Below are 17,758 nucleotides of genomic sequence, written 5' to 3'. Positions count from 1 at the left end.
ATATTAGCGTATCTTTTTTGAAATTACAATTGATTGAACATCAAATAATCCGCATTATCAATTAATAATATGATGTTTTAACGCAACATTAAAACTCTGTCCGCCCTACAACAGCGTGCTTATTTCTTCTTCTTTTTCTTCTTCTTCTTTTTCTTCTTCTCTTTTTTCTTTTTAGCTTTTTCTTCCGCTTTCTTTAGTTGTTTGCGCGCTTCTTTTTCTAGAGCCTTTTTCGCTTTATAGGTATCGTATAAGTTTTCTACCGCACTGACTGCCTGTTGAATAATCATGGTCACACCATTACGTTCAAAGTTGACACCGTTTGTCAATTGTCCAATCGCACGCATATTGTTGAGTGTGCCATAAAGCGGACTGATGACTTCATTCGTTGACGACACGATTTGTATCCCACCAAGAGGATGTGCTTGGACGATTTGACGATTCGCCACATCTAGAAGTAAAGCATCATCCTCATCTAATTGACTCAAATGTTCTTTCGGACCCGTCGCATTAATGACGACATCCATTTTCATTTCTTCATGAACATTTTTAAAACGTAAACGGTATTTACCGTAAAATTGACGCACATGCTCCAAACCAGACAACACTTGTAAATGGCCAGCTTTGATTTCGTTCACTAACAATTGTGCTGTTTCTCTAGGCATTGGATTTGTATTTTCTTTCATGTAGCGATGGTATTTGTTAATCAATTGTTCTTGATCTTCACGACTTAAACTATTCCAAATCCAATCCATATTTTCTTTTAACGTTTCAAATACACTTTGTAATGCACCGACTTCTTCTGGATGATTTAAATCATAATTCAAGTCACGAATTGCATCATATTTACGGCGTTTCAATAGTTTTTCTAATGGAATATCTCGCACTTCAAATTCTTTTTTAAACAATGCTACCGCGTCTTCTAATGGAACGACGCCCATGTTTTCTGCCTTCAGCGCATCAAAATTTTCCACTGTTAAGAATTGAAACGTAATATCCTGCATCGTTCCACGTACACTTGGCAATTTACCACTACGACTCGCCATCACAATCGGTTTACGCTGATGGTGACTTAATGCGTGACGTACGACATCTAAACTTGCTAATCCTGTTCCAATAATTGCCACAGCATCGTCATCATTTACTTCAGCTAACGTTTGATTGGCAGGATAAGGCGAATGAATGTACCCCTTTTGTCCTTTCAAACCAAATGGATCGTTGTAAGACATCGTGCCAATCGTGAAGAACACATAATCGTATTTTTGACAAGAATCGACATCGTCTCCTGTACATACGACGATACGTTTAGGGATAATTTCACTTTCTTGCTCCTCAATATACATATGTGACACTTCATGTTTGATGACATTAACATTATCAAATGTTGTGTCAAATTGTTCTAAATAACTTTTCATATAGTGACCAAATACATATCTCGGCAAATAATCTGCATCACCGTAATCAAACGTATCTTGTTCGTTATACCATTCTCTAAATTCTAGAATGTTATCGATGTTTAATGACAAATGATCAACAGGCACATTAATCAAAAAATCTTCACTATCATTTTGAAAAGGTTCTCCCTGCCCCATGTTATAAGCATTATCATATAAATCAACTTCAATCTTCTTAAATTGCTTATATTTTACGAGCTGTCGCAAAACGCTCACACCTGCTGTTCCCATTCCAACAATGGCTACTCTCATTTTGCACCATCCTTACTCTAATTTGTACATTTCTTCTCTATTATACCCTGAATGACACCTATTAATTAATCATTTTACATTTACTATCACATCAATTTAGTTCGTGTCATCCATGCTATACAAAAATTGAACGATAAAGATCGTAAGCCGCACACATTTATTTTGATTACCATTCACACGCATAGTACACTTGAGACATAAAGGAGTGCGTACTATGTTAAAAATGATTGTCAAAGTGATTGTTTCAACGGTCATCTTATTTTTTGTATTCGGACGTAACAATAAAGCTGAGTAATCTCATATCAGTACATCATAAAAAAGGTTGAGTCGTTCACACAAATACCGTGACAACTCAACCTTTTCGTTCATTATTTAATTAAAGCGCATCTAATAGTTATGACCATCTTGATGCTTTTTATCATCTTTGTAAACGTACCAGTTAAAATATTTACCTTCCGTTTTCATATCTTTATAGAAATCCGCCATAATTACCGCGTTACTTTTAGCCCAGTTAATATCTGTAGCATATTGGTGTTCACCAGGATTTTTAGGATTCCAACGCATACTATATAACGTATTTTGGTTTGGGTTAGATAAGTAATGATCATGAATAAACGCTGCACCACCACTAATGGCTTTTTCTGGTGTATCCCAACCTTTTTTCTTCGCATATTCTGCACCGGTTTTAACAGGCGCTTCATCTAATGCACCGACACCATAAAAGTTATAATATTTTTTTCCATCGATTTCCACACCATTGGACAATTCAGAAACGACTGAACCTGTTTCTAACAGCGCATGTGAAATCAAATACACTTCATTAACTTGTTTTTCTTTCGCCGCATTCACAAAATCATCCGTATGTGCTAATAATGTCGGATGGTCTCGTAACATCCGTTTAATTCTATTTTTATCAATACCTTGATACTTTGACAAATCTAAAAATTGATATTTCTGACGCTTATCATCCATAAAAGATGAGCTATCCATCGCTTGACGAATTTCAGAATCTGAAGCGTCACGCCAATTCGTATGGTCTTTATTTGAAACTTGCTGGCTTGTGTAGTTATCAATTTGCTTTTCAGATGCTTGTTTTAACGTCACATCTAACTTTTCAACACGTTCAACTTGGTCAACACTTTTAAAGAATATTTGATCTTCAATCATCTTGAAAAAGAAAAAACCTGCAGCTGCAGCAATCATTAAAGATGCAAGGACAGCAAGGATGGAGCCTTTCTTGTGCTTTCTCATAAACACACCTCTTCAGAATGTTTCATATTGTTACATAATTTAAATTTACTCGCTTGACTTCAAATTTTACCACCTTACACGACTCTGTACAATTGGTTTCATCTCTTGTTACAAATTCATAAAAAAATAGTAATGAATATGTAAACTAATTCATTACTATTTTTCTTCACGGTAGTAATCCATCATAATGAAACTTGCTGCCTGAGAACGATTTTTATAATAATAGCGTGCAAGGTTGATCGTCCCTTCTACATCACCGTCACGATACATCATTTCTTTTGTCATATTATTAATCATAACGAACTCTGAACGATCTCTAATGATGTCCAAATCGTCATTACGCGCAAAAAAATGCTCTAAATTTAAATGTTCGTAATCCATAATACCCTCCTCTATACATTTGTTATGGTCGAAATGTCTTAATTGCGTGCTTATACATCGTTTCATTAAAAAAATAGCGATAAAACGATGTCTCATTCTTGTATTAAACATAAAATAGCACAAAAAGTAAAATGTCACAATCATTTCGCTATGGTATAACTCCATTGACCGGTCAAATCAGAAAAGGAGTGATTGATATCATTTTTGATACACTTTATGCTCAATATTATAAATTCATACATTTTTTACTACATCAGCATCAAATTTCGTATAATTATGATGAATACTTCCAATTGTTGTCGATACGGTTATGGGAACTCTCAATGAAATATGATGCGACTTTTAATCAATCGTTTAAAACGTATATCAATTATCAACTGAAATATTATTTAATCGATTTATTACGCTCGGCACATACGCCATTGACAACGACACCGCTGGATACGTCAGCCAATGAACTGAAAGCCATGTCGTCATCACATTTGTATTTGTTGCTTGAAGATATCGTACGAACTTTAAAACCGGCACATCGCACTTGGTTTCGCTTTTATTTGCAAGGTTATCAGCAAAAAGAGATTCAACAGTTGATGCAAGTATCAGCTACCACGGTTCGTAAATATAAAATTGCCACGTTTCGCCATATCAAACAAGCATTGACACAAGATGATTTAAAGAAAGGATTTTAGCCATGACTGTTACACAACCACAATACGAAAACATACTTTATATTAAATCGTCGGAATCGTTAGCACATCAACTCGTCATTCAACATCTCACACATGAACAACAAAGCCAACTGTCGATGAAACAGTTTATTGATCAACTGGCTTATCAATTTCAAAGAGACGTACGTACACAACAAAAAATTGCGAGCGAAACGTTGAGAGTACATCAAATGATTCCGATATTTTTAAGCAAATCACTGATACTTTGTCCACTCCAATCACAACGCGCAGCCATTCAATATTATATCAATGTCACACATGTCATCGCCGCTTCGTCACATCAACAAGACACACGCATTCATTTTAACAACAACTTGTCACTCATTGTCCCGATGCCTTTAAATCAATTCGTTCGAAAATGGAAAGATGCTTATTTACTCACAGCATTAATGTAACTTTAATTTACTTTATTAAATTTATACAACAACAGTCTTTTGGTGAAAAATGCGTTGACACGTTTCATCAAATAAACCGTCACAATCATTAATACAAGTGCACCGAATAAAACAGCGATCACGGTACCCATCGATAGTGTCACTTGAGGTTGGATAAAGTAATTGACTGCACTTAAACTCAGTAGCAAGCCAGTAATAAATAAACCAAGTAACAAAATATTCGAAACTAGTAAGCCGACTAATGATGTGACTAAATGTCCTGATGAAACGATACGCGTCCCAAAAATTTCATGTTGCAAATAAGCATTCACAAAACGGCGTGGTGTCGCATATTGTTGTTGGATATTTTCAACACGATGCTTTTCAAAATATTGTGTTAACGCATTTTTTTCGCGTCGATTGAGATACCACAACTCTTTTTTCACTTTATACTCAAATACGTCTTTTCGCATAGTAGACTCCTTTATGTCGTTTTACTCCACAAAGCATAGCTAAAATTGAGATGTATTGCAAGCGCCATTCAACTCAAAAAAGCACATGCGTGTGGGTTTTGAAATCTATCATTGACTTGATTTCAGCCCACGCACATGTGCTTTATTTTATACTTGTAAATGATGTCGTTATCGGATTATAAAATGCTAAGACCTGAAGATTTGATGTCTTTAGCGAAACCTTGAACTGTGTCTACAGATAATTCATTGATGTCACGACCGATGTTTGAAACTTTTTTAACAACATCTGAAGGACAAGTAATGATATCTGCACCAATTTCATCAGCTTGGATGACGTTGAATAATTCACGACAGCTTGCCCATAAAAGTTGCACGCCTTCCTTGCTGTGAGTCACTTCAACTGATTCTTTCATTAATGGCATTGGGTCTACACCTGTGTCAGCAATACGACCTGCGAATACTGATACATATGTTTCAACACCAGCAGTTACAGCTTCAGTGATTTCTTTAACTTGTTCAATTGTGTATACAGCTGTAACGTTAAGTTTTACGCCTTTAGCTGATAAGCTTTTGATAAGTGGAATCATTGACTCCCCTTTAGTGTTCACAACAGGGATTTTAACGAAGATGTTTTCACCGAATTGTTGGATGATTTCAGCTTCTTTTTCCATTGTTTCCATGTCGTCGCCGAACACTTCGAATGAGATAGAAGCATCAGGAATCGCTTCAACTGCTTCTTTAGCGAATTCAACGTAATCTTTCACGCCTGCTTTCGCCATTAAGCTTGGGTTTGTCGTAAAACCGTCTACCTCTTTATTTTGATATGCTTTCTTCATTTGTTCGATGTCTGCACCATCAGCAAACACGCGTACTTTTAAATCAGCCATTTAATTGTGCCTCCTTGATATTTTTATCATACTAAAGTTATAACATTTTTTATGTCCTCACTGCCATTTTTACGCTTACAAAATTTTTTAACCAGATGCAAATGAATTCAAAAATGTGATATGATAACAAGCGATACGAAAAGGAGGCATACGATGTCTAAATCTAAGAAATACTTTTACTTATCCGTGTTGTTAATGTTAATCAGTCTCTACTTTAATACGCTTAATCCATTACTTAACGCACACTTCACATCTATTATTAAACTCATTTTTGTATGTAGTGTCGTCAATTGTTTAATATTATTAATCGCCATTCGTTTTGCCGACAAATCTATTAAACATTTACCAGAGCGTCGAAATTGGATCCATAAAGCCTCTAAAATACAACCATTATTACTACTCATCGTATTAGTGTTACATCTTCTTGCTTCACTTTACACATTTGGCATCATTTAAAATACAGAAATTTGAAGAGAAATGGTGATATTTTGAAGTATATTTTAATCTTTTTAGGTGGCTGCATAGGTGCACTATTGAGATGGCAAACGAGCTTCATAACAATTGGATACCATTTACCGATAGGCACCTTCATTGCAAATTTGTCAGGTGCCTTTTTAATGGGCTATCTCACAGTACGCCTTCATCAATGGAACACAGGCCATCCGAAACTTAAACAAGGGCTCACAACAGGTTTTTTAGGTGCATTAACGACATTTTCCACTTTTCAATTAGAACTTGTCACACTCGCACAGCAGTTAGACTGGTTCACTTTAATCATATATGGATTGTGCAGCTATTGTGGCGGCCTCATCTGTTGTTTTTTAGGCTACAAATTAGGGGGTGTGCGCGCATGAATATATTTTTAGTGGCATTGGGCGGTGGCATCGGAGCTGTATTACGTGCCCTCATTAGTGTGACCACATCACGTTATATGAACACGTCATTTCCTATCGCGACGTTGGTTGTCAATCTTATCGGTTCGTTTTGTATTGGCTATTTCAATCACTTCACTTTGTTATCACCTGAATTAAAACTGTTGATCATCACAGGTTTACTCGGTGGTTTTACTACATTTTCAACATTAACTTTGGAACTCTTTCAAATGTTGCATTCAAAAATGTGGGGCCGATTCATTGGGTATAGCACATGCCAATATATCGGCTGTTTTGTACTCTGCTTCATCGGCATGCAGTTGTAGAAACTTAAAACCTTATGTATAAATGGAAAGGAGCTAGGACATAAAAATTTTTGATGCTATTGATGCAATATTTTTGTTAAACTTGCCCTCCCTATGATTTGTGGCTTTAGATTGCCTTCACGGCTTCGCGTTCTTCCTAGGGGCTGGCCCTACAACTAAATTCGGCTTGATTATAGTGTACATTTCGTGGTAGCCGAATTGGATTTTCCGGACCAGCTGATCCCTCAGGAGTCTCAGCCCTCTGGACAATCTTATATGAAATACAGCGAAACTGAGGGCAAGTTTATGAAATCAAGAAAACAATAGCATCAATTTTTATCCCATTAGCCATCATTTTCCGACTGTTCTAAAGTCATTAATGAACCATCAACCTATGAATGGATTGAGGCTTAATTTTTTCAAGCCCCATCCCTCGGTATACACAACAAAATATAGTAAAGGAGCTGAGGAATCTTAATGTCTCAGCTCCTTATCCTACGATTTGTCAAGGGCGTGTTAATTAAAAATGACATTACTGAACTAAACCGTCCAATTTTTACTTTTTTGAATAAGGTGTTATGATGTATATGATTATATGGTTTCGTTAGTGTGGTGCTTTCTGATAATCATATAATTTATCATTGACTATCAAGTAGTGAATGGTCTTTAATAAGCGATTGATACTCGCTATTACGGCAGTCTTGTGGGGTTTCCCATGAGGCTGCTCTCTTAATTTGTAATAATAATCCACAATATGGCTTTGATAATGATTTCTTCCCCTAATAATGTTCATAATGATTAAGTACAATAAACGTCTTGCTTTTTTATTTCCTCTTTTGTTGATCGTATCCCTACTTTTTGAAGTTCCTGATTGATACCGTTTAATATCAATACCTACAAATGCATTCAATTGTTTATTTGTTTTAAAATTTCTAATATCACCAAGCTCCCCAATAAGCAATGCAGCTGTGAGTTCTCCGATGCCAGGAATTGAAATAATGTTTTCAAACTCAGTCGTATTTTTTGCTAGATCAATCATTTCCTGATCAAATACTTTCTTTTCTTCTATCGCAATAAGCAGTTTGTCACATAGGTATTGGACTTTTTTTATGAGAAAAGAAGACTTGTCCACATTCGGAAAAGTATTATTCTTGATCTCAATTAATTTTTGGACATACTTGTGAGCTTTATTAACTGAAATGCCTTTATCAGTTGAATGAAGCACTTTTTCGACTAATTCATCATCAGACAACATGCTTACATAATCAGGATGAGGGAATGTTTTAGCTATATTTAATGCGATTTTTGAATATCTGTTAGTAAATAACTTTTCTAACCCTGGAAATGTTTGATGTAGTGTTTCGACTAACTCAACTTTGAGACGATTTTGGTTCGTCTCCATTTCTAAGTGAAAGCGTGCACGTTCTCTCAGTTCAAAGTATATCTCTTCGGACTGACGTTGTACCTTTGAATCTTTCATTCTAAAGGCAAGAAGTGCAAGTTTATGTGCGTCTGATTTATCTGTTTTCCATGATCTTAATGAACTCATTTTGAACTTGGCTTCTAGGGGATTCATTTCTAAGTAATCTATTTTGTGAACTGTACAGAAGCGTTTCATGCCCCTTGAATAAATACCTGTTGATTCAAAGAGGATAAATAGGGAATCAAGATGCTTGATATAATTTTCAAGATGACGATAGCCATTTTGATTATTTTGAATGACCAATTCTTTAACCAAAACTTCATCCTTATAATGTGCGACCACACTTTCTGACTTACTTACATCAATGCCTAAACAGTTGATAAAAATCATACCTTTCTTTATTGAATTGAGAAGATTTTAACTTTACTTAGCCTTTTTCATTTCATTTTCCTATACACGGTTTCTAGAACCCAACATACTTCAATCGAATTTCAAAAGGAGAGTAAAGCTGATCAGTTTATTTTACGGATTCAAAGATCCACGGAGCTGCTCGATCTACTTCTCTCTACAACTATAAAAAATAGCTGTGAAGAAATCTATCGTCATAAATTTCTTCACAGCTAATCTTAGTATGTTTAATATATCAAAAATTAATATTGACGAAAAAATGTCGACCATTACTTTCCATCAAAATGTAATGGATCAGGGCCAATGCGACGATCTTCATTCAATCCATCTAAAGCTTCCATTTGGCCCAGCGATAATTCAAAGTCAAATACGTTTAAATTCTCTTCAATACGACTTGGTGTGATTGACTTCGGAATTGTCACAACACCATGTTGCACGTTCCAACGAATAATCACTTGTGCTGGTGACTTACCGACTTCAGCAGCCACTTGCTTCACAGTATCATCTTCTAAAATTTGTGCGTTCATTAATGGTGACCAAGATTCCATATGGATATTTTGCGCTTCTAAATATACGCGTAAACGTTTTTGCGTTAAATATGGGTGGAATTCCACTTGGTTAATGACCGGTTTAATCCGTGAAGTTGCTAATAACTTATCCAAATGTTCTACATTAAAGTTACTTACACCGATATTTTTCACTTTTTGATCGTGATATAGATCTTCCATCCCTTTCCACGTATCAATCATGACATCTTCATCTAAACCTGGCCAATGCACTAAATACAAATCTAAGTAGTCGAGTCCTAGGCGGTCTAATGAAGCCTGATAAGCCGCTGCAACATTTTCACGACCGTAATCAGATAACCATAATTTTGACGTAATAAACAAATCTTCGCGCGTTAAATCCGTTTCCGCTAAAGCTTCGCGAATCCCCTCGCCCACTTTTTCTTCATTTTGGTAAATCATCGCAGTATCAATACTACGGTAACCACTTTTAATCGCATGTTTAACCGCTTCTTTTGCAGTATCATTGTTTTCAACTCGAAAGACGCCTAAACCCACTTGCGGCATTTGATTGCCATTGTAAAATGTTACATGTTTCATATGTCATCGCTCCTTTGTAATCTAACCCTATCGTATCGAATCGTGGCGTTATTGCGCAATCAATACAACCTAAAATATAGAATATCACCCACCCAAACAAAATAAAAAGAGCCGGAGATCACACTCCAGCCCTAAGGATATTTAATTAAATGATTCAATTTCGTCCATAATATTTTGTAAATCGTTCACATCATACTGAATACGTCCGTGGAACACAAAGCGATTGAAAAACTCATTCAACTGTTCCGGACCTACCAATACTTTTGTAACACCTTGTGACGCATAATTTGAAATTGTGACATCATCTTCATGACGCGGATTGAAATATAAAATCGGTGTTGGTGTATATTTCAAATCCAACTCGTGTTGTAACTTCACAGCTAACGCTTCCACATGCGCTAAACGGTTTGTGTAATCTACCACTGACAATGCATTGTGAGATGCGTCGCTTTGATCTAACACAACGGTTTGCGGCGATTGTGGGCTTAAGTTCAACGTTTTAAACACTTGTTCCATCATTGGATTGTCAGAAAACTGCTGTTGACTGATGCCTTGATAAACATGCCCTTTTAACAATTCTGAATCAATTACATAAAGGCCTGTGCGTGTTAAAACGAGATGACTGACACGTGTAATGTCTTCTAAATCATTCGTCGGTAAAAAGATATTCGCCATGATATGCATATCTTCTGGACGGATTCTCTTTTCTTTGACTAAACGCTCACGAATGCCAAGTAAACGCATATCTGTCACGTATTCACTATGATTTTTAGAGAATAGTTTCAGTGCATCGATTTCTCTGTTTTTAGAAGATACCATTGTTTCGTATTCTTCTTTATGACGTGTTTCAGCTTTTTTCTTGTCGATGCGGACTTTTTCAAGTTCTTCTTGATGTTCGTGTGTTAATTTATCTTGTTTTGTTTGATATTGATTCGCATAAGTTTCTTTCGCCTTCTTTTTGCTTTTCAATGCCACTAAGAACAAAATAAAGAATAATGCTGCTACAACAATCGCAGCAATGAGGCCGATTTCCATTGGACCAAATTGTGTCATGAGCAATACCTTCCTTTATCACTTTTCTACAGTTATTTCTATTATATTAAATAACTATAAAATTAGCGATAGTTATCATCAAGAAATTTATTTTAATGTCTTCACTGTTTCTTGTAAAACTTCAATTTTATCTGTACGTTCCCATGGCAATTGTACATCGTTACGACCAAAGTGACCGTACGCCGCAGTTTGTTTATAAATTGGCTTTTGTAAATCTAACATTTGAATAATACCTGCTGGGCGTAAATCAAAGTTTTGTCTTACCGCTTCGATTAACACATTTTCGCTTACTTTACCTGTACCAAATGTATCAATAGCAATCGAAACAGGTTGTGCTACTCCAATCGCATAAGCCAATTGAACTTCACATTTGTCAGCGAAGTGAGCTGCTACAATGTTTTTAGCCACATAACGTGCCGCATACGCAGCTGAACGGTCTACTTTTGTCGGATCCTTACCAGAGAATGCACCGCCACCATGACGTGCATAGCCACCATACGTGTCGACTATAATTTTACGACCCGTTAGACCTGCGTCCCCTTGTGGCCCACCAATGACGAAACGACCTGTAGGATTAATGAAAAATTTTGTTTCTTCATCTAACAGTTGTTCATCTACAGTTGGATAAATGACAAATGTTTTAATGTCATTTTGGATTTTTTCAAGTTCAATTTCTTCATGATGCTGCGTTGATATCACTATCGTATCAATGCGTTTCGGTTGATTGTTTTCATCATATTCCACAGTCACTTGGACTTTTCCATCTGGACGTAAATAATCTAAAGTACCGTTTTTACGTACTTCTGATAAACGTTTCGACAATTTATGTGACAAGTCAATCGGTAATGGCATGAATGTGTCTGTTTCATTCGTCGCGAAACCAAACATTAAGCCTTGGTCACCGGCACCTGTGTTTAATACTTCTTCGTTTCCTGCTTCACGGTATTCTAACGCACGGTCGACCCCTTGTGCAATGTCAGGTGATTGTTCATCAATCGCTGTTAACACTGACATCGTTTTGTAGTCATAGCCGTATTTTGCACGTGTATAACCAATTTCTTTGACAGTTTCACGAACGACTTTTGGAATATCAACATAAGTTGACGTCGTAATTTCACCAACGATTAAAGCCATCCCTGTCGTAACCGTCGTCTCACAAGCTACACGCGCATTCGGATCTCCTTTTAAAATTTCATCTAAAATTGCATCTGAAATTTGGTCTGCAATTTTATCTGGATGACCTTCAGTAACTGATTCTGAAGTGAATAAACGTCTGTTATATGTCATAGTAAACTCCTTTTTATTATGTATTACGAACATTCTCTATCTGAGCTCAATAAAAAAGAGCCTTTCAACACTATAAAATAGAGTGAAGGCTCTAACGTCCATTCGCTCTTATCGTTCAGACAAGTATTGTGTCTGCAAACGGTTTGGCACCTTTCTTCGTTAAAAGAGGTTGCTGGGTTTCATTGGGTCCATGTCCCTCCACCACTCAGGATAAGAGAATCCGTTAAAATCATATTACAAAACTTTATGGGTGATGTCAATTTCATCTTACTGGTCTTTTCAAAATGATGTTAGAAATACCTTTGTCATTTACATTTATTTTTCTACTTTGGTGTAACATTACTTTACTTTCTTTATTTTATCTTAATTTTTTTCTTAATTGAGTAGGGATTATTTAACGAATATGTTATACTCTTGAATTGTAAAGGCTTACATTGCCGAAATTACTTTGGAGGGATATTATCATGTCATTCGACAAACATGCGATTGAAACAGTAGCTAACAAGCCGAGTTCACATTTTCAACTCACAACGACTGAATTGTACAACAAAATTTTAAAAAGAAATGAAGCCGAACTGACAGAATTAGGTGCAATCAACGCAAAAACCGGAGAATATACGGGGCGTTCTCCAAAAGATAAATTTATTGTTGATAATCCGCAAGTTAAAGACGATATCGATTGGGGAGCGATTAACCAACCGATTTCAGAAGAGAAATTCTTGAATCTTTATAATAAAGTTGTGAAGTACTTAGACGAAAGAGACGAATTGTTCGTATTCAATGGCTATGCAGGTAGCGACCAAGAATCACAACTAAAACTCACAGTCATCAACGAATTTGCATGGCATAATCTATTTGCTCAAAACTTATTTATTAAGCCAACTTCAAAAGAAGAAGCATCCAAAATTAAAGCGGATTTTACCATTATTTCTGCACCGCGATTTAAAGCTGATCCTGAAGTAGACGGCACACGTTCTGAAACATTTGTCATCATTTCATTCAAACATAAAATCATTTTAATCGGTGGTACAGAATACGCTGGAGAAATGAAAAAATCCGTGTTCTCTATCATGAACTATTTATTGCCACAACAAGGTATTATGAGTATGCACTGCTCTGCTAATGTAGGAAATAAAGGAGACGTCGCATTATTCTTCGGCCTTTCTGGTACAGGTAAAACGACACTTTCAGCGGATCCAAATCGTAAATTAATCGGTGATGATGAGCACGGTTGGAATGAAAATGGTGTCTTTAATATCGAAGGCGGTTGCTATGCGAAAGCCATTAATCTTTCAGCTGAAAAAGAACCACAAATTTTTGACGCCATCCGTTATGGTACTGTGCTCGAAAACTTAGTCGTTGATACGCACGGTCACATTGATTTTGATGACAACAAATATACTGAAAATACACGTGCCGCATATCCGATCAACTATATTGATAACATTGTGTTACCTTCCAAAGCATCACATCCAAATACGATTATTTTCTTAACAGCAGATGCGTTCGGCGTACTGCCACCGATTTCAAAATTAGATAAAGACCAAGCGATGTATCATTTCTTAAGTGGTTTTACATCTAAGTTAGCAGGTACAGAACGTGGTATTACAGAGCCACAACCATCATTCTCAACATGTTTTGGTGCACCATTCTTACCATTACGTGCAGAAGTCTACGCTGAATTGTTAGGAGACTTAATCGACAAACACGATGTAGATGTATATCTTGTCAACACAGGTTGGACAGGTGGCCAATATGGCGTCGGTAACCGCATCCAATTAAAATACACACGTAAAATGGTCAATGACGCAATTAACGGTAAATTAAAAACAGCTACATTTGAAAAAGACGACATTTTCGGTTTATCGATTCCAACTGAAATTGAAGATGTCCCAACAACGATTTTACAACCTAAAAATGCGTGGACAGATCCAGCTGCATACGAAGAACAAGCACAAAACCTTGTCAGTCGCTTTAAAGAAAACTTCAAAAAATTTGGCGAAGAAGCACAACAATTAGAAGAAGCTGGTGGATTTAAAGGTTAATCAATAAAATAGCATGAAAAAAAGTAGTGTTCATTTCTTGTTCAACAAGAGATGACACTACTTTTTATTTGGTTGAAACTGAGCTGTTTTAGTACCTATCTATTCTTATGAAGCACTGACGCGACCTAGAATATCACATACCCCCCTTTTTATTACATCAAATCGTAGCAATGTACTTAAATCATTCTAAAACCAATAAAAGTGCCAAAAAAAGTTGTGATTGATATCCGACTTGTAATATTGCCAAACAACTGTAAATCCATACATTTCCTTATGCTTTTTATTCCATTTAAAATAATAAGGTATTTTCATAGCAATTGCTTTTACATCACTTTTTACACATTCTGTAACTCGTGCCGCTATTCCCAATTCATATTTTCCTATTTGCCAACGAGCACCGTCATTTATATTGTCTCCAAATCGGTCAATGTATCTGGCTTTTCTAATATTGACATCTGTACAAATTTTGAGGTGTTGAAAATCCTCAAATTCATGACTGTAAGGTTTTATCTGGTAAACACCTTCAACAAAAAGTATCGTATTTCGTTTCGGATATATAGCATTAATAGACATTTGAATGGGCTGATTATTTAACTCTAACCAAAAATGCCCTAAAGGTGTTTTTAGAACATCATAAGGGTCTTTGGGATCTACTAAATTTTTTTTACTCGAAAGATCACATACCCTTCCCTTTTCAAGTAATTCATTTAATGTTTCCGATACTTCATCAGCAAGACTCGGTAACTTTTGCAAAACTGACTTCACTTTATTAAGAGAAATTGGTGGTTGGTGAGCTGGACTTTTAAAAGCTTTAATCACTTGTGCTTCTCTTTCAATGTCATTTTTACCTACAGGGACTAAAACCCATTCCCAAGGAGAAAGATTTTGTTCTGGATTATAATACGTATAAACCTTTTTATATGGAGAAAATCTAACATGACAAAATGGTAATAGCTTATTGGGCTTCCATAATAACTCCGGCTCAAGTGGTCGTTTCTCAAAACCAACATCATTAGTTAACCAAATATTACATGTCGGACAACAATATGCATCAAAATCAAAGAAATAGCATGCACTTACTCCACAAGTATGACAATTTTTACTTTGATCTATCCAACCATCTAATTCCACACCATTGATTATAATTTTGTCATTTTTTTCATAAAGATTGATTTTTAGGCCCTCATTAAATTGAGTCAACCAATCACCAAATGGCATACCATTTATATTGTCAATCACCACTTCTGGCCATCGTTCTTTCAACGACTTCCCATTAAAAATTTTTGAATTAAACATTTCTTCAATATTTTCAAACGCTTTTAATTCTGAATAGCCTGAAAATAATTCTGAATAAGCGATTTCTCCCCAATTCATACAGCCGATAAAACAGCAAATATCATTATTATCGCTTTTAAATGAAAAAGCTAAATTATCAAGTTTTAAACCATTATTCAATAAATTTAAAAAATACTCTAGGTTAACTCGTTGAATTTCTAAATAAGAATCCTCTTTAGATCTAATTGGAACTCTTAAACTTAATGCGCCAAATTTAAAACTATAATAGCCTTCAGCAAATTGAAACTTTATTCTGTTATCATCTAATATCAATTCAGTCAAAGGCTGTGCGAAGAAGTCGTCTATCATTTGAGTAGAAGAACCACTTTCATATAGAGTCAATTCCCACACTAAGGTAACATCACTCTTTTCATTTAAATTGAATCGCGGAGACTCAATTGTAATAATACTTTTTGATTTTTTAATGTCCCAAAAAGTCGTTCCAATCCAGTAATTACGAAAACCATCCACTGTTTTCAAATAAGTTCTAAGCGTATCCATATCATGAATATAACGCTTTTGTTCTCTTCTCATCATAACCTCCAAGCAGACTCATATCGACATCAAAACGATGCGAGACAATGCGAAATTGGCGATACGCACTGAGTCATCGCACGCAATGTGTAATGAAGCGACTCGCAATATCAATCCACTTCTAAATAATATTTTACTCAATACTATTATAACAAGGTCAATGCTGTTATCAAACATGAATCTTAAATTATAATGTATGTATTTATACTTTTTAACCTTTGTAACGCAAAAATAAAACGTCATATGCATGCCCTTTTCAAATGAGCGTAGATTTCTAACGTTCATTTCGTGACATACACATGACGTGATAATATTTAAAATTTCGTGCCATTTTCAATATCCGTCATCCATTGTTGAATGCGCGTTAACACGAGTTTCATGGCAGGTGGACGTGGCACATGCCCTTCTTTCATTTGATATAACGTGTCATAGTGTGCACCCACTTGTTTGAGATGACGCTCTAAAAAGTACGCTTGATGAATGCCCACTTGCTGATCTAGACCCCCATGTACAATCAAAATAGGCGGTGTATCAGCATCAATATCCTTCAGAGCATTGCGTGCTTCATATGCAGCCAAGTCTTTTTTAGGGTGGCCAATCATTCTTCGGAGCATCCCTCGTAAATCTACACGCTCTTCATACATCAAATGTAAATCGGTCACACCACCCCAAATGATGTAACTGTCCGCTTCAACCGTTTGAAAAGTCAGTAAGCCTTGGATCCCACCACGTGAAAAGCCGACGAGATGGAGTGATGCTTCAGGATAACGCGCTTTCAATATGTCAGCTGCAACCGTCACATCCGCCAAATCTGCACCTGCAAAATCATCGTTCCCTTCACTCCCGTTATTACCACGATAATACGGCGCAAACACCAATGTATCCGGTGTCATAAATTGCAACATTCTCGCAAGACGCACACGACCGACTTGACCTTTGCCGCCACGTAAATACATAACAATCCGTTTCACAGGTTGATACGGTGCGACATTTAAACCTTTCACATGTAACCCATTGACCTCATACGTCCATTCTTCTACTTTGTGACTTTCTAAAAAGACCGGCATTGCTTTACTCTTGATAAAAGCCAAGCTCACTCATCCTTTCGACACATCGTAATATGGCAGGATCCTTTAATAAATAACTTTTATCCGTTTCATCAATCGCCTCTATCGAACGGGTTAAAATAGGCCCCATCGTTTCGTGATAATGCACATCGCGATTTATCGCATTAACACTAACAACATAAACATCTTTTTTAAAACAATCCTGTTCGCCCTGCACTTCATACTGTGCAATATAATAAATATGTTCAGCTATGGCGCCTGTTTCTTCATACAACTCTCGCTTTAATGCTTCTATACTTGATTCTCCTACTTCACGTTTACCACCTGGAAATTCAATGCCGCGCTGTTGATGGTGTGTTAATACCAATTGTTGTTCATAAATGGGTAGCGCTAGCACATGACCCCCATCTTTTTCATCAGCATCATTTTTAAACGTTAAAATGACGGTTTGCTGATTTTCATCTGTAAACTTCACGCCCCATACGCCCTTTCTGTGTTACAATATGATTGATTGAAGGAGGATTGGACT

18 protein-coding genes and 1 riboswitch are annotated in these 17,758 nt (G+C 36.2%); of the genes, 6 read left to right on the top strand and 12 right to left on the bottom strand.

Annotated elements, in window-relative coordinates; genetic code table 11:
• Positions 1-119: 119 nt before the first annotated feature.
• The 3 genes from EL101_RS05890 to EL101_RS05880 all read right to left on the bottom strand — a co-directional run bounded on the left by EL101_RS05890 (position 120) and on the right by EL101_RS05880 (position 3,335).
• Positions 120-1,703 (bottom strand): FAD/NAD(P)-binding protein, encoded by a 1,584-nt coding sequence (locus tag EL101_RS05890; RefSeq protein ID WP_096596699.1) that lies wholly within the window; start codon positions 1,701-1,703, stop codon positions 120-122.
• A gap of 387 nt (positions 1,704-2,090) precedes the next feature.
• Complete coding sequence (gene sagB / locus EL101_RS05885) at positions 2,091-2,954, bottom strand: peptidoglycan release complex glucosaminidase SagB (RefSeq protein ID WP_096596697.1); 864 nt, start codon at positions 2,952-2,954, stop codon at positions 2,091-2,093.
• A 156-nt stretch (positions 2,955-3,110) separates the two neighbouring features.
• Positions 3,111-3,335, bottom strand: a complete 225-nt coding sequence (locus EL101_RS05880; RefSeq protein ID WP_096596694.1) for a hypothetical protein — start codon at positions 3,333-3,335, stop codon at positions 3,111-3,113.
• A 131-nt stretch (positions 3,336-3,466) separates the two neighbouring features.
• On the opposite strand from EL101_RS05880, the gene EL101_RS05875 reads away from it, so the two are divergent.
• A complete protein-coding gene (locus EL101_RS05875; RefSeq protein WP_236653928.1) occupies positions 3,467-4,021 on the top strand; it encodes a sigma-70 family RNA polymerase sigma factor in 555 nt (184 codons plus the stop codon).
• Between the two features lie 2 nt (positions 4,022-4,023).
• Complete coding sequence (locus tag EL101_RS05870; protein WP_096596692.1) at positions 4,024-4,455, top strand: competence protein ComK; 432 nt, start codon at positions 4,024-4,026, stop codon at positions 4,453-4,455.
• A gap of 2 nt (positions 4,456-4,457) precedes the next feature.
• On the opposite strand, the gene EL101_RS05865 is transcribed toward EL101_RS05870, so the two are convergent.
• Complete coding sequence (locus tag EL101_RS05865; protein WP_096542036.1) at positions 4,458-4,907, bottom strand: cation diffusion facilitator family transporter; 450 nt, start codon at positions 4,905-4,907, stop codon at positions 4,458-4,460.
• Between the two features lie 176 nt (positions 4,908-5,083).
• Entirely contained in the window at positions 5,084-5,794 is a 711-nt protein-coding gene (locus EL101_RS05860) for a transaldolase (RefSeq protein ID WP_019165952.1), read from the bottom strand.
• A gap of 153 nt (positions 5,795-5,947) precedes the next feature.
• Here EL101_RS05860 and EL101_RS05855 point away from each other — a divergent pair, with 153 nt between their 5' ends.
• From EL101_RS05855 to crcB (EL101_RS05845), 3 genes are read left to right on the top strand one after another with little or no spacing between them, the layout of a single operon-like run.
• The gene (locus tag EL101_RS05855) at positions 5,948-6,250 is read left to right on the top strand and encodes a hypothetical protein (RefSeq protein ID WP_019165951.1); all 303 of its coding nucleotides are present in this window, start codon (positions 5,948-5,950) and stop codon (positions 6,248-6,250) included.
• Between the two features lie 32 nt (positions 6,251-6,282).
• Positions 6,283-6,648 carry a fluoride efflux transporter CrcB gene (crcB, locus tag EL101_RS05850; RefSeq protein WP_096596690.1) on the top strand — a complete coding sequence of 122 codons (366 nt, stop codon included), beginning with the start codon at positions 6,283-6,285 and terminating at the stop codon, positions 6,646-6,648.
• A complete protein-coding gene (gene crcB, locus EL101_RS05845) occupies positions 6,645-6,992 on the top strand; it encodes a fluoride efflux transporter CrcB (protein WP_096596687.1) in 348 nt (115 codons plus the stop codon). Before crcB (EL101_RS05850) ends, crcB (EL101_RS05845) begins: the two co-directional genes overlap by 4 nt.
• A gap of 583 nt (positions 6,993-7,575) precedes the next feature.
• Here the strand turns inward: crcB (EL101_RS05845) and EL101_RS05840 are convergent.
• The 4 genes from EL101_RS05840 to metK all read right to left on the bottom strand — a co-directional run bounded on the left by EL101_RS05840 (position 7,576) and on the right by metK (position 12,248).
• Positions 7,576-8,775 carry an IS110 family RNA-guided transposase gene (locus EL101_RS05840; protein WP_338419002.1) on the bottom strand — a complete coding sequence of 400 codons (1,200 nt, stop codon included), beginning with the start codon at positions 8,773-8,775 and terminating at the stop codon, positions 7,576-7,578.
• A gap of 296 nt (positions 8,776-9,071) precedes the next feature.
• A complete protein-coding gene (locus tag EL101_RS05835) occupies positions 9,072-9,908 on the bottom strand; it encodes an aldo/keto reductase (protein WP_096544931.1) in 837 nt (278 codons plus the stop codon).
• A gap of 141 nt (positions 9,909-10,049) precedes the next feature.
• Positions 10,050-10,961 (bottom strand): NERD domain-containing protein, encoded by a 912-nt coding sequence (locus EL101_RS05830; RefSeq protein WP_096598564.1) that lies wholly within the window; start codon positions 10,959-10,961, stop codon positions 10,050-10,052.
• Between the two features lie 87 nt (positions 10,962-11,048).
• The gene (metK, locus tag EL101_RS05825; protein WP_096598562.1) at positions 11,049-12,248 is read right to left on the bottom strand and encodes a methionine adenosyltransferase; all 1,200 of its coding nucleotides are present in this window, start codon (positions 12,246-12,248) and stop codon (positions 11,049-11,051) included.
• A 105-nt stretch (positions 12,249-12,353) separates the two neighbouring features.
• A riboswitch (SAM riboswitch) is annotated at positions 12,354-12,465 on the bottom strand.
• A 247-nt stretch (positions 12,466-12,712) separates the two neighbouring features.
• Between metK and pckA the strand changes: the two genes are divergently transcribed.
• Complete coding sequence (pckA, locus tag EL101_RS05820; RefSeq protein ID WP_096598560.1) at positions 12,713-14,293, top strand: phosphoenolpyruvate carboxykinase (ATP); 1,581 nt, start codon at positions 12,713-12,715, stop codon at positions 14,291-14,293.
• 186 nt (positions 14,294-14,479) lie between these two features.
• Here pckA and EL101_RS05815 read toward each other — a convergent pair whose 3' ends face one another.
• The 3 genes from EL101_RS05815 to ytkD all read right to left on the bottom strand — a co-directional run bounded on the left by EL101_RS05815 (position 14,480) and on the right by ytkD (position 17,704).
• Entirely contained in the window at positions 14,480-16,165 is a 1,686-nt protein-coding gene (locus EL101_RS05815; RefSeq protein ID WP_126489875.1) for a hypothetical protein, read from the bottom strand.
• 311 nt (positions 16,166-16,476) lie between these two features.
• A complete protein-coding gene (locus EL101_RS05810; RefSeq protein ID WP_096598556.1) occupies positions 16,477-17,253 on the bottom strand; it encodes an alpha/beta hydrolase family protein in 777 nt (258 codons plus the stop codon).
• On the bottom strand, positions 17,234-17,704 hold the full coding sequence (gene ytkD, locus EL101_RS05805; protein WP_096598554.1) for an RNA deprotection pyrophosphohydrolase: 471 nt from the start codon (positions 17,702-17,704) through the stop codon (positions 17,234-17,236). Before ytkD ends, EL101_RS05810 begins: the two co-directional genes overlap by 20 nt.
• Positions 17,705-17,758 lie beyond the last annotated feature (54 nt).

Source organism: Staphylococcus delphini, assembly GCF_900636325.1.
Taxonomy (GTDB): Bacteria; Bacillota; Bacilli; order Staphylococcales; family Staphylococcaceae; genus Staphylococcus; species Staphylococcus delphini.
Note: the sequence above shows the minus strand (reverse complement) of the source record. Positions and strands in the feature narration are given on the sequence as shown.